This is a genomic window from Sulfoacidibacillus thermotolerans (genome assembly GCF_003144315.1).
Classification (GTDB): Bacteria; Bacillota; Bacilli; order Alicyclobacillales; family SLC66; genus Sulfoacidibacillus; species Sulfoacidibacillus thermotolerans.
Genome location: NZ_MPDK01000020.1, coordinates 1 through 13,925, shown reverse-complemented (window position 1 = coordinate 13,925; position 13,925 = coordinate 1). Strand labels below are relative to the sequence as shown.

11 protein-coding genes, 1 pseudogene and 1 CRISPR repeat array (1 of these 13 running past the window's edge) are annotated in these 13,925 nt (G+C 43.0%); all 12 genes and pseudogenes read right to left on the bottom strand.

Translation table 11 applies throughout. The features are described from left to right. A CRISPR array of direct repeats spans positions 1 to 40; the repeat unit is 30 nt; unit sequence GTTCCGATCCCTCAAAGGCAGTCTATAAAC; it reaches 1,789 nt to the left of the window's first position. A gap of 267 nt (positions 41 to 307) precedes the next feature. Beyond that, on the bottom strand, positions 308 to 571 hold the full coding sequence (cas2, locus tag BM613_RS10740) for a CRISPR-associated endonuclease Cas2 (protein WP_109431212.1): 264 nt from the start codon (positions 569 to 571) through the stop codon (positions 308 to 310). A 17-nt stretch (positions 572 to 588) separates the two neighbouring features. Beyond that, complete coding sequence (gene cas1b / locus BM613_RS10735) at positions 589 to 1,581, bottom strand: type I-B CRISPR-associated endonuclease Cas1b (RefSeq protein WP_109431211.1); 993 nt, start codon at positions 1,579 to 1,581, stop codon at positions 589 to 591. Positions 1,582 to 1,596: 15 nt separating this feature from the next. Continuing rightward, positions 1,597 to 2,109 (bottom strand): CRISPR-associated protein Cas4, encoded by a 513-nt coding sequence (gene cas4, locus BM613_RS10730; RefSeq protein ID WP_109431187.1) that lies wholly within the window; start codon positions 2,107 to 2,109, stop codon positions 1,597 to 1,599. A gap of 13 nt (positions 2,110 to 2,122) precedes the next feature. After that, a complete protein-coding gene (cas3, locus tag BM613_RS10725) occupies positions 2,123 to 4,657 on the bottom strand; it encodes a CRISPR-associated helicase Cas3' (RefSeq protein WP_109431186.1) in 2,535 nt (844 codons plus the stop codon). Beyond that, on the bottom strand, positions 4,654 to 5,451 hold the full coding sequence (gene cas5, locus BM613_RS10720) for a CRISPR-associated protein Cas5 (RefSeq protein ID WP_109431185.1): 798 nt from the start codon (positions 5,449 to 5,451) through the stop codon (positions 4,654 to 4,656). The genes cas3 and cas5 overlap by 4 nt, the downstream gene beginning before the upstream one ends. Continuing rightward, positions 5,448 to 6,392, bottom strand: coding sequence for a type I-B CRISPR-associated protein Cas7/Csh2 (cas7b, locus tag BM613_RS10715; RefSeq protein ID WP_109431184.1), 945 nt, complete (start codon positions 6,390 to 6,392; stop codon positions 5,448 to 5,450). The genes cas5 and cas7b overlap by 4 nt, the downstream gene beginning before the upstream one ends. A gap of 36 nt (positions 6,393 to 6,428) precedes the next feature. Beyond that, positions 6,429 to 8,492 (bottom strand): type I-B CRISPR-associated protein Cas8b/Csh1, encoded by a 2,064-nt coding sequence (cas8b, locus tag BM613_RS10710; protein ID WP_181363066.1) that lies wholly within the window; start codon positions 8,490 to 8,492, stop codon positions 6,429 to 6,431. Between the two features lie 5 nt (positions 8,493 to 8,497). Then, positions 8,498 to 9,256 (bottom strand): CRISPR-associated endoribonuclease Cas6, encoded by a 759-nt coding sequence (gene cas6 / locus BM613_RS10705; protein ID WP_109431182.1) that lies wholly within the window; start codon positions 9,254 to 9,256, stop codon positions 8,498 to 8,500. A 539-nt stretch (positions 9,257 to 9,795) separates the two neighbouring features. Beyond that, positions 9,796 to 10,593 carry a metallophosphoesterase family protein gene (locus tag BM613_RS10700; protein ID WP_109431181.1) on the bottom strand — a complete coding sequence of 266 codons (798 nt, stop codon included), beginning with the start codon at positions 10,591 to 10,593 and terminating at the stop codon, positions 9,796 to 9,798. A 68-nt stretch (positions 10,594 to 10,661) separates the two neighbouring features. Then, positions 10,662 to 12,059 carry an MFS transporter gene (locus tag BM613_RS10695; RefSeq protein WP_109431180.1) on the bottom strand — a complete coding sequence of 466 codons (1,398 nt, stop codon included), beginning with the start codon at positions 12,057 to 12,059 and terminating at the stop codon, positions 10,662 to 10,664. A 1,139-nt stretch (positions 12,060 to 13,198) separates the two neighbouring features. After that, the gene (locus BM613_RS10690; RefSeq protein WP_181363065.1) at positions 13,199 to 13,546 is read right to left on the bottom strand and encodes a NifB/NifX family molybdenum-iron cluster-binding protein; all 348 of its coding nucleotides are present in this window, start codon (positions 13,544 to 13,546) and stop codon (positions 13,199 to 13,201) included. 194 nt (positions 13,547 to 13,740) lie between these two features. Beyond that, a pseudogene (locus BM613_RS10685) lies at positions 13,741 to 13,925 on the bottom strand (IS200/IS605 family element transposase accessory protein TnpB); the annotation flags it as partial.

Sequence of the window (13,925 nt, the reverse complement as noted above, 5' to 3'; positions counted from 1 at the left end):
CAGAAACACTGTTCCGATCCCTCAAAGGCAGTCTATAAACCCATTCTACCCGCATCATAATAACAAGACAATACAATCATCACAAAAATTTTGTGATGATCATCACCCACCTGCAAAACTCGATCTATACCGCTGATTACAAGCAAATCTAATCGTGCCAGTATGTCGTCGATCCCCCTGGTTTTTAGCACGACTCGATATCGACGACTTTCTGCTTCTAGCACTATATTTCATATTTAGAAAACAACAACACAAGCAATCTACAAATTCATACTACGCGCTATAGCAAGAGCGCGTACCCATGGCTTCAAAGAAATCGATCTTCTCCACCCTTTTGAAGCCCTATACTTATTCGCTCAGTATATCGAGTAGTTCGAAATGTGTAAAAAAGCACTGAGTCTGTTTCTGGCGATATAATTCGCTTCAAATCTCGTTTCAATTCTTCAAAATCCGCCAATGTGATCTCACCTTCGAGCACGGAATTCTGAACCCAGTACAGATACTTACGACATACTTTTAGCACTTTTGCGACTCGTTTAACTTGTACGTCATAAACAACAATAACAAACATGAAAACCACGCACCTTCTTACCACCTAGCTGCAAATGGTTCATACGGCTTCTCTCCGATTAAATGCTTTTCCAGCTTATACAACTCCATGCGAATAAGCCGTCGATATGAAACTGAGCGCCCAAGATCTCGCAATTGAATAGTCTGCTGTAAACGATCATCCCACTGTTTCAAAAATACTGAACGACCTGCATCGTTAAGTAAAACTCCTCCAGACTCTCGAACAAAATCAGTCGATTTTAACATGTTTTTACTAATAATAGTAAAAATCATGCGATCAACAAGAATGGGTTTGAAAATCTCAGCTATATCCAGGTTCAACGTAAAGCGTCGAAAATTGGTTGCATGCAAATAGCCAATTCGGGGGTCAAGATGTGTCTTATAGATTTCACTAAGCACGGTCGTATAAAGCAAGGAGTTTCCAAAACTGATAAGTGCATTCAACGGATTACGTGGAGGCCGTTTCGTCCGACCATTCATGGCAAAAGCTTTATCCTGAATAATCTCATCGAACGCATCATAGTACGTCTCTCGGATATTCCCTTCAACGGCCATTAGTTGGGGAATATCATTAAATGTGTCAAGAGTAACAATTAGACTTTCGATTCTCTCTAAATTAGACTCCAAATTACGCCCGCGACTCATGTAATACTTGAGCACACGTCTCAAGTTTTGTGCCGCACCGCCGACAAATCTGCGTGCAATGTCCACCCTTAATGGATCGCTAAGATAATGCTCCACCTGGCGTAGGATCAGGCTTCCAGAAACAATGTGCTCACGAGGATAAATAGTCCCAGAATAGTATCCATAATGATTAAAATAATGGATAAGCACCTCTTGCTCGGATAGGAAATTAAGAACCCTCGAATTGAACGTCACTTCACCGAACAACAATATATCTCTGACGGTCGTGATTGGGATAAACTTCTTTCCCTCCGCCGTTTCAAAAAAAAGTGTGTTATCCTTTCGTTTTAATTCGCCGTTTGAAAACACGTACAGACTTTTTTCTATCACACGAATCCCTCCTCACGCCCAACAGAATTCTGCATAAGCATACTTTTTGCATACCGGTATGCGCGTGGGTGACGGTGGCAGATCGCGAGCAATCAGATCGCGAATCTGTGTAATGATTCCCATGATCTCTCGAAGTTCTTCGTCGCCCAATTGAATTTTGACAACCCTCTTTTCTTCCGGATAATGCAGTTCACCGATTGCCAGCACCCCTGCTTCCCGCAATTGCAAAAGATAGAATAGTAATTGCATACGAGCGGAGCGTTCGTGTCGCGAGCTTTTCTTTACCTCATAGACAACTAACTTTCCATCGCGCTGAACCACCCTGTCTATCTTACTGCCTGATATGGCTGCCTCCCGCTCAGCGCGGCCAAACGAATCTTCGTGAATCATCCTGCCGATTCGAATATTTTCGTCGTCTTCATCAGGCGTCAGTTGATGTGACATCAGCCACGCTTCACGAGGACAAACGCAAAAATACCAGACAAGCGTCCCTGTTACTCTCACATCTTCTATGGATTTTACCATTTGTACACCCCCATCAAATGAAGGAATCTATGTCATTAGGATCCATCACCAAACCTGTTATTGGATTGTATATATCAGGTTGATTCATGACCGCAGGGAGATACCAGAGCCCACCATTACCCTGTTCTATGGCTCCTAAACCTATAGCACGCCGCCTATGCACGGATATGATGTATCCATGAAATTCCGCTTTTCGCTTCAAATAATTCTCTCGACGTTGCTGTAAATCACTTTCACCGATGACAGATGATTGATACCATAACCACAGATCCTCTGCGTCTTTCGTGCAAGTCACGAACAGATCTACATATTGCGGATATTTATCGATTAAGCGAAAATCGCTGACGACGGGTATTTCTTTTACTTTATTAGGCGAAAAGTAGAGCTCTTCCATAGAAAACCATATTTGTTCTGAAACCCCCTTTGATCCTTGTTCCACTAGAGCGCTAAAATAATCGTCCACTAAGCGTGAAAATTGAGACTCCGCCAGAACATAACGACCCTTAGAATCACAAAATTTGTTTAAAGTTTCCATAGTAGCATGTGATTTGATTTTTCCGTAAACTACTTCCATTGATAAACGTTGTCCAGATTTCGGTTCCAATTGAAAAACGTAAACCAAACCTTTATTGACACCCCCACCATCATCGCGATTACACCGTCCTGCCGCTTGTACCATTGCATCCACCGGAGCAAGCTCGCGATAAACAACGTCGACATCAAGATCGACTCCGGCTTCAACCACCTGCGTAGACACGATTACCATAGATTTTATGGCTCTGCTCGCTTGGGTGTGTTCCTCGACAGATTTTCTGGCTCTGCTCGCCTGGGTGAGTTCCTCGACTCGCATGCGGCGCATAACAGGTACAACGTTACTAGACAGATAAGTAAGCCCCGCATCTTCACTTAATCTAGATTGAAGCGCTCTGTAAACATCTAGAGAAGTTCGAATGGTATTAAACACAAGTAAATAGGACTGATCGACCGTGTAACGATCAAGAAATTGCATGACAAACTGGTCGACAGAGATTACCGTGAGATCTATGAGCATATCGATTCGATCTAATTGGTTGAACATTTCTGCGACTTCATCCGATTCACCAGCCAATTCCACACTCTGCATAGCCTGACTTAATAGTTTCGGCTGAGTTGCAGTCATCAGGATAATTTTTGTCCCTAATTGTTCTGCTATCAGATTTACTACATTACCAATCAAAGGCCATAGTTCAGCTGGCAAGCTCTGCACCTCGTCAAGGATGAGGATAGCGTTTTGAATACGATGGAAACGTTTAAGCGCACGATTGCGATACCCAATCAGTGTCTCGAATAACTGTACAAACGTTGTGATAACAAACTCACTATCCCAACCCTCTTGCAATAATAGTGCTTCATCGACAGGAAGCTCTCGCCCCCCCTCCTGCGCTTTTACAGGAGCCAAGTGATGATGCGCAATCAAATACTTATACTCGCGTACCTTGAAATCATCCAATTGGTTAAGCATGTTCTTTAGAACCTTATAATTCTGGTCGATGATGCTCGTGAACGGCATAGCATATATAATGCGCGGTGATGGTAGCCCAATCGATTCAGCCCATTTGCGCAGTTGCATAGCCACTGATAGAACCGTCAAGGTTTTCCCGCTACCAGTCGGCGCAGTCAGAGTGAATAGTCGTTTTTCAGCCATTTGTTGTGCTCGCCTCGTTGCCCTGGCATATAAATTTTGACGAACACTAATCATAGAAGATGAAGCTTGAGAAGCCTCGACCTCTTTCGCCACGGGAACATTTACGATATCCACCGGAATAGTGGGTCTGTCTGAGATTTGCAATTTCGCTGCGTCACGCTTATCGCTATCGATTAGAGATGAAAAGATCAACAGAAGACGAACATAAAGCCAATGTCTGTCATGATCGCGATCATACAGAAATTTATCTTTGACCAATCGATTGAATGTCTTCATCCAATCCCCAGCAAGGAAAGCTGCTACATCCGGTTGCCAATCTATTGGTAAGCCGAATGATACTCGACTAGCAGCTATCTCCAATTCGCGCGTCACTGCCTTGCTTTGCGCTAGCAAGTCCTTCACCTGGTGCATAGCTTTGCTTAATGGATCGGCCAACTGATTGGTGATACTCACCAGATTATCATCCCGAATCAGTTTTGATCCAAGATCATCCGTGAGATTTGCCAGATCTCCATGGTGATGCTTAATAGCCAAGTAGATCAGTAATGGATCCCAAGATTCCACAAAACTCCATATGTCCAGTATTCGATAGGCTTCGAATGCTCCGTATAGAGCGGAAATGAAGGCATGCTGTTGAAGGGCGTGCGAATGCGGTTCACCTGTCTCTAGATAAGACTGAAAATACGTCGTCATTTTCCCAAAATCGTGGCACAATCCAGCAATCAAGGACGGACGTTCTGCGCCACCCGTTGTGGCCAATGCAAAAGTTGCATTGGCCACAGATGCAAGGTGATCACTTAGACGCGTTCTTCCTGTCTCTTTCCCGTTTTTGTCGCGACGGATGTGCGAATAATATCGCGTCATGATAGAAGGTTCACTTCCTCTGCGAAAACAATTTCATCCGTTACCGCGTTTCCAGCATCACCGGGGTAAAAGATTCTCAGTGACGGACGCCTCAGACGTACCGTCATGGGCAATCCTTGCCGTTCGTATAAAAATTCCCGATTCCAGCCATTTCTGCGTCCTGGATCAAAACTGTACGGCATGAGATCTTTAATCACCTCGGTGCGGAGGTTGGTATTAATTGATGGTACCAACTTTTCCACGTCTTCCATTAAACATGGCGTTACCACAGAAACATCTCTTTCAGGTGGTGTAAGTCGGACATCCTCAACCGCCACAATCGCTATAGGATGTATAGAAGCTAACATAGGGCCTGTTCCGAGAGATACAGGATAGGCTGGCGCATGCTGAACGATGCGATCAGCCAACTCACTCACCAAGGATTCATCTTGGTGAGCAAAAAAAACACGGTAGATCAAATCACCTGCTGTCTGAGAGACAACAATCTCAGTGGGTACCTGTGTATGCCCTTTGACGCCAGAGAGTTCTGACGGTGATTTTATGAACAGATTGTTCATGGTCTGCATAATGGTACGTACTTTTGTACGCAATGAAACAGTGATCCACGATTGCTCAGGGCCCAGCAGTTGGTAGTACGAATCACGATTCAATCCCAGGATGGCTGCGATGATTCCACTCAGCGTAGTTCGCGGCGGTACAAGATACGTCAGAGAGGAAGAATTTGTATAAATCTTACGAAAATGTGCCATGTGCCCGCGCAATTCAAAGACCACAATTCGATCCGGAGTACTCATAGGGTTCTCGCTTCCATTAGCTGAATGGGTGTGATCAAATCTGGTACCTTCTGCTCTATTGCTTTTGCGACTGAGGTCCTCTGGTTTCCTAAGAAAAAGGGGAAATCGGGATGCTCCCAGAGATAAACACGAGCGATACGCCCCTGCACCGCTTCAATCCGCTCCACTAATTTGTCGACATTCAATTGCACATCACCAGGTACGCGCAGGTTTTCCTTCTCTTTCAAAACCAGCTGGTCACGCCAATCTCCAAGTACAGTACGATCATCTCGGTATTCAATTCGAAGATACAACCTCGGATATTGGCCCATTTTACTTCGTGTCGTTTGCAGCGGAATAGCCTCTAACATTGCAGTATCCAACAAGGCAAGGTCTGTTTCTTTCAGGTGGCTGATCTCGGCCCGCTTGCCACTAACGACGCCCGCGAAAGCCAACAGAGCGTAGTAAATACGATAGTCTTTGCCAAACGTACCCTGAGTTTTGTCGTCTTTAGAACTGAATCGAGAACTGATCGTGTAGGAATTTACCAAGTCAACGTGATTAAGAGAATACCCCCAGGAGAACTGTACGGGTCCCGTCACCTGAATGGACGCTCCGCCCCCATCCCCATCTCCTTTGATCGGCATGGTGGCGCCAAACAAACGGATGTCAATAAGCTTGTCCAAAATGGTTGGAAGATCTCCCACGGTTGGTTTCTTGTCTCCGATTATGGTGCGAAGTCGCTTATCCGCAGTTATCGTTTCTCCTTGTCTGGGCTGAGCAACATACAGTTCATGACCTTGATCCTGCAGATAGTCGCGAATATACCGTTTGAGCCGGACATCACTCACCAGATTCCGCCTGGATTGATAGTCCATGCGGGGGCGGTTTTCGTCGTCCGGATCACCATTGGGATTGGTTAACTGCGCATCGTAAAGAAAAAGAATCTCAGAATTATTCATTGTTTTTTCCTCCTCAAGATTATGCTCTCAGGCGTTTTATTGTGTATTTTGCAAATCATTATTTTGCGTATCCTGATCAAGACCCACTTTCGTTGTATCTTTACGCCGATGCGAAAGAATCTCCTTTCGTTTGACAGCAAAGCCGGATAGAATGTAAAAAACAGCTTCCTCGTCCGTCATCGAATACTCTTTCTTCCAGCGCAGAGGCGACGCAGCCGTGTCCAACGCCGCAGCAAAAGCTGTATGCATGCGAAACAATGTATCGGCGCCTGAGCCAAACAACTTGTATTGCCGAAAAGCATCCTCTATCTTGCCTACAAGACGAACAACGTCACCAGCATTCATCCCCCGGTAATTGATCTTTTCAAGTACAGGCATAGTGTCTAAACCATTCTTCTGCTGTGCGGTAGCCACACTTGCAATCGCGGCTCCAAGCCAAAACAGCGCTTCGTGACTCGCCTTATAACCGACGGTCTCCAAAAACATCTCAGGGTTCACCTTTTCATTTACAACATCATGATTTGTATCCAAATGACCGTCCCTCCTTTTCATTGGGCTATCTGTAGCAAGTTGTCCGAGATCCTGCAAACTGAATAATACAATGTTCGCCATCAGTACATCATCTGTTAGCCTTGCTAATTCATACCCGGCTTTTGGCTCCTCTACATTTGTTGCATCATACCGTCCAAAACGCCGAATTTCGATAAGCTTTGCGAACGATTGCATCAGCAATTTGTAAGAGACGGGTTGTCCTGTCAAAATGGCATCAAAAACCTGCAATACACGCCTATATTCTTGAGTTTTATTGGAACGGCTGACCGGAATCAAATGATAAATCGTATTAAAATCGGGTCTCCAATTCCACTGTTCGTTATTTGAACGGGGTCCTAGCATCAATTTAGCGATTCGATCAGCACGCTGAAATCCTTCTTGTATTGTCTCAAACCTCGTTTTTGGCACATCGCGAACCAAGTTGAATAGACGGAGTTCAGCATTGTTCCATACATGGAATAAAAGATTTACCACGTACCCCTGTTCATATACAGATTGTTCTAATGCCAGTTCATCTTCTAATTCGGCAATTTCCTTGAAGTTGAGAGCGGACTGAACCTGATTCCACGCACGCCGATTCCATCGATATGGATCCAACTCGTCTGAAACAGGTCCAAAAATCTCAGGAATAACATAAAATCGTAAGTGTCCAATTCTTGACGACATATGACCCATAACGAAAGGTTCGGCCGCGAGACATGCCGTATAGCAAGAAGAACACAATGAAAGATTGCGATCAAAGCGTTTCTTGTCCACACCGCTCGCAAATGACATCTTGTCTGTGTTATAATATTTAAACTTCATTCGCGTAAGGTTGGAGGTGACCGTACCACTTTTCCCACATGCAGAACAGCGACCCGCCTGTGCATCTTCAAATACAGCTTCGACTTTGTTGCGCATCACCAAGGCTCGATAATCCGGATGATCGACCACACGCTTTCCATCCAATAACAGCGTAAAAAGATAAACCTGGCTTAATGAATACCCTTCGCGCTGAAGCACCATTTTTTCCAGTTCGGGCACAAGTTCCTTTGCGCGAATTGAATGATCGGATTGATCTCGAGTTTTATCAAGAAGATTTTCCCACTCTGCGCTTGGTATATTAGATAGCCGACTCAGATCCAAGATATGGCGATACCGTTCTTCTGAACCTTTTTTCTGAGGACCGAGATCTACCATCAAAGAATGGAGAACTGGATTCAGCCAGTCTCGCACTTCAGAATTTTCTGGTAGTATCCTGAAAAGATTCGGGATTGTTTGTGAAAGTAAATAGGATAGATTTTGAGTTGTGGCAGTCCATTGCAGGCTGGCTGCGCCATCGGCATTTCCAATCCACAATAATTCCTTGGCCAGTCTGATCTTATCAGCTGGCTCACATTCGATAGGAGTAAAGGTCAATTTTCCCCTGACTGTGTCAATATTCATTTCCACCACAAAACGTTTACCCTTACCAACCAAATTCGGCATAGGTTTGACCAGCGCTTCCGTATCGCTTTCTCCGCTCTTTCTACCGAGCAAACGCCCCAATTGAACCATTGCCTCTAACATTTTCATCACCTCCCTTGTGAAAATACATCAAATACTCCAAAACCAGAGCTTCCCTTCCCTCCTAAGCCCGCATTCCAAGCTAGTTCAATAAATTTCGTAGAGCCCTGCAAGCGAAAATCACCATCCCAAGCGTGAATGGGCGACCCATGAAACAAGATAATTCGTTCGCGTATTGCCCCTGCATTGACAGGAATCAATGATAAATCCACATCCTTCGATGTCACCTGCCACCCTAATGCATTCGCCTTCAGCGCCAAATTCTGACGTAAAAGTGTATCAAATTCCTCTGTTCCAGGTTTATAATATTGTGTAAACTTCTTTCCATTCGGTTGCGTGATCGTTCGATACGTCACGACGGGTGAGAGCAATCGAATTTGGTTATGTGTGTTCCTACCACAATACGACTGTAACTGCACCTGCCGCACCTGCATCTCTGTACCATGAAGGGAAATTCGATCAGCTTTCAGTAGAGAGGTCGCAAGATCATAAACCATTTCATCTAGCGCACTCGTCACAACTAAATCAACAGATCCCAAAATCGAAATGGTTTTATTATTACGATCAATTCTGTACTTACCCAATAGCTTCGAATACGCAAATAATTTCACTGGTTTCCCGCCAACTTGACGTAGACCGTGATCGTGCAGTTGCGTGCTAGAGGCTTTATCGCTCAGCATACGATAGATCAACCCTTGTACTATCTCCGGATAGTGCAACGGTAACTTAAGCGGCGACTTCGGCAACATCTCTATGCGACAACGCATGTATATCTCACCTCCATTCCATCGCAGATTGTATAATTGTTAAATTTTCTTCATGGTAGCACCCGCTAAATAATTTGTAAATAAAAAAGAGATAAGAATAAATGCGGTGTATGATCATTCAATAACATGGTATAATAATTACTATATCTAATCTGCCTAAAAGGAATCGAAATTCTCTTTTTTATTGACAAATCACAGAAGTTTACTTGAAAATATAGTCTGCCTTAAAGGGATCCCAAAAAGAATAACACACTTGAAAGAGAAGTTTTAGATACTTCCACACGGTGTGGAATCTCCAGACATACTGGGATGGTTAACAATACCAAGATGAACATGTTGTAACTAGGTTGTACGTAGATTTAATAACCAACAACTGGCCATCCTATGTAAAAATCTAACCATCCGATCACACTGAATTCACGTTGAAACGTTGAGTCATAACTTTTTACCTCCGCTTCTTTAATGACTTAACAACTTGATGGCTGACCTAAAAGGTATAGACTCAAATCTAATTCTAGAACTTATTAGACATTGCATACTCATACTTTGGGATGATAGTACTGTTCCAGATCAGCACGCAGTCGCTTTGCTGTATGATGAATCGCTGGATCATCACTGACGATGGTCGACGTACGAAATTGTCCAAGTGAAACTTCTAGCAATAAAAAAGAGGGACTCGAAAGAATCGAGGCCGCTTGTACAAAGGTCCATTTTGGCCACAAAACCGCATCAACGAATACACTTTGTATGTGATTGTGTCCATTTACATAGATGACACGACAATCCGATTGGGACATTTCGAAATAAAGTTCATGCGGTGTAGAAAGTGACATCATAGGTTGATTCGCGCCACTTGTCGTATTTGGGAACGGATGATGAGCAAAAATTGCTGTCACTTTAGATGGGTGCGCACGAAGAGAACGTATCCATTCAAATTGCGCATCATGAATTTCACCTCCCCAATTCAAAGGAGATGTCTCTTTAGTTGTATCAAGCAAAACGACTCGCAAGTCTTGCCATTCTATCATTGTATATAAGGGTTGAGCAGTCAGTTCTACAATATCACTTTTAAAGCAGTGTAACGTGTCATGGTTTCCAATTACAAACTGAAAGTTACACTGGGTTTGTGCCGCCAAATATTTTGCTAGAGTGATGAACTCTTTCCATTCTTCACGTGTTCCATTATGTGTGATATCCCCTAGTGCCACATGAAGATCCGCTTCTATTGAAAAAAACGCTTCCAACATTCCTTTGTAAAAAAGATTTCTTTCTGCAAATTTTTGATCATTCGTAAGACAGTAATGCAAATCACCTATCACTGCAATACGCCGACTCATATAAGCACCTCCAAAATATACAGAAAGTCAGTTGCTATTCTATTCATTCTGTTTTCAAGAACCTTGCCTTAAGCCGTAGTTGTTTGTACCTCGGTGCTCCTATCAATTTCTCTAGAAGTTTCTTCAAGAGACTGTTTTTTCGTCTCCGGAATAACTAAAATTGTAATGATCGCAGCGAATAATGCCAATGTAGATAAAAAGCCAATTGCAAAAGATTCGCCCCATGTCTGAAATAACGCAGGAAAAACAAATGCTGTAAACGAGGCACCAAGTCTTCCTGATGCGACGGTAATCCCCTGTACAAAACTGCGAATCTTTGTCGGTGCTAATTCAACGCCAAGCATGCCCGATGCAGACACAGATCCAGGACCTATTTGTGAAAATAAGTTTTGACTGCCGTACAATATGAGACCGATCATGGGAATCGCAGCCGATTCTACTCTAAAAAAACTAAACGCACCGAGTGCAATAGCCATTCCTATAAAACCAAGTGCTTGCAAAGGTTTGCGACCCCATCGATCAATAAATATTACAGCAATAATGGCTCCTGGTACGGTAAATGCAAACTCCATAACAAGTTGAAATGTTCCTGCAGTCAAGTTTAGCCCTTTAGCAATTAATGATGGACCAAATAAAATCCCCGAATATACAACAATATCAAATAAAAACCATAATAAGCATGCCGTTAAAATATTGCTCCCATTTCGTTTCCAATATTCTGTTGCTTGGTGATGGTCTTGTAAGATCAATTCCTCATCGACATACTGTTTGACATCTTCACCTACCACATATTGAATCACTTGTTGGAGAGCCGAACGATCTCCTTTAATACGTGCAAGAAATCTCGGAGTTTCAGGTAATTTTCGGCGCAAATAAATGACAGACGCTGCTGGAACAACGCCAAATCCTAGAACAACGCGCCAAATGATATTTTGTGGTTCATGCATAGCACCCAAGATCAAATAGAGGATCGCAGCAAATGTAGCTCCCAGTCCCCAAGTCAATCCAAAACCAATCGCCATACTTTTCCCGCGATCCTGCTTATTTGCATTTTCCGCCATAATCAAAGGAGATAACACATAGTCAGCACCAATACCAACTCCCAAGATAAAACGTATCAGAATTAACTCTGGCACATTTGTGACAAACGCTTGCGCCAGTGATGCAATAGCCATAATAAAAACATCTAACCCATAAAAGGCTTTACGACCGCGATTAGCCAACAAACCAAACAACAAAGCCCCTATGGCTGCTCCAATTAACGCACTACCTGCTAAAAAGGAGCTTTGCATTCCCGTTAAATTTTTGATTCCTAAGGATGCCAAAACCATAGGTAATACAATGCCAATTGATGATAAATCATATCCATCCGTGAATACCCCCATCCCAGTTGTGATCATTGATTTCCCGTGAAACCAATTAAACCGAACATTGTCAAGTGCAAAGAATGGACTTTGATTCTCCATGTAATCTCCTCCCCAACGTCTTTTTAAAAACAAAAACAAATAGATTCTTCACTTAGAAGGTTACTATGTTGATGCTCGTATCGAGTGAATATACAGAAAAGATTGGATTAATATTTCACAAAAACTTACAAAGAAATTATGGAGCAGTATCATGGGTGTATAATCAGGAAACTCGTCGTTCTGGTAATAGAGGAGAGTTATACTAAAGTTCCGTAACATAAGGAGGATTTAAACGGATCTTAAAGATATAAGTGAGAGAGTAAAGATGGAGAGACGAAATGGGCGCGGAGTAAGAAACGATTAATTGGCAGATTAACGTAGACACACCATACAACGAATACTTTCAATTGCTTATTACCTTAAAAATGCTATTTATTCAGAGGCAGCTCATGGGGGCTGTTTTACATGAAGAGCATCTTCTCTATGGAGCTAACTATTCTGTTACACCACTAGTTAAGAATAACTTGCCGAACTGAGGCAACAATAAAGTTCGCTTTCACAAAAATGAGAGTATAATAAAAAAGACTACGAGATCAGATGGAGTTCTGAAGTGATTTCACATATCAAAGAATATTAGTCTGAATAATAAGAATTTAAAGTGTGATAACCCAAGAAAGTCAGCCGCATTAAAGAAATAGGGTAGGTAGGACACAGCCTTGTAGACCTTACTCATTGCGTGGTCTTCTTGTGCCGTTTCCCCTTATAGAAGAACACGCGTGCAGATTTCTCATACCAGACTCCCTAGCTTCTCACACCTTAGGACTCTTCACCTAACACATTCGACTGTGTAAGTTTAGTATGACAAGACACCATGATCGGCTCATCGCCTTTTGGACACGTATGCTTTGCGTTGCATGAAGCACAGGAAAAATTAAGATAGAAACCAAGATGGCGGCATCATGAGATTCCTACCTTGCGCTTAGGTACCTAGTAGACAAACCAAATCGCATCCATGAAAGGATGGAGCCACACGAATCACGAGATAAGTAAAAAGAAGCTTCAAGTCGTCGAAAGACAATGATGGGACAAGCACCCTATCGACAAAAAGAAAGCGAAATTACACACAATCAAGAAATCGACCAGATACTTTTATTTTAGTTCAAAGTCGAAATTAATTTATTATTGTTTCCTGTTCAAGCTTACGATTTCACAGCAATTTGTTTCACTGCATCGCGCGCTTTTCCATTAAAACCTAAGTAGATATCCAATCCAATTTTCCTCAACATGCGTTCCATATCATCGCCTAACCCTACCGCTACGACTCCCGTCACATGATGCTCCATAATCCATTTGGCAATTTGAGCATGATGTAGACCTTCAGTTGTTTCCTCTCGGGCAATGTCCCACTGCACCGGATACTCTTTCCAATCGATGATCGCCCCATCTTGTACTGAAGCTACTGCTACTTTGGGTGCTCTCCCCCAAAAACGATAAATATCACCATTCTCTTGCACAGCAACAGCAATTACTTGAGATTTACGCTCCACAATACAATCTCTCCTTTTTAAGATCTAACTTTTTCATTTTAAATAACCATAATAACAATAGCATATCTCACGTGTTAAACATTTACAATAAAATCTTGCCTTTATGCTTTTTAGACCTGATTTTCTAGATGCCTTTTAAACCGTTCCTCCAAACTGACTTAAATCCACGCAGCGGTCATGATGCGTGTCGCATTTTAAGCATGTCCATTCTCGCACGGATAGCGGCATGCTTTCTTGTACTCGTGAAATCCCATGTCTCCCACCGCTCTTGCCAAACGATGATTCGCCATCATGCCCTTTACGTTTACATCCTCCATGACGATCACACCGTATTGACTTGCTAGGCGGGTGGTGAGTTTATGCCGTTCGTCGTTGCGAA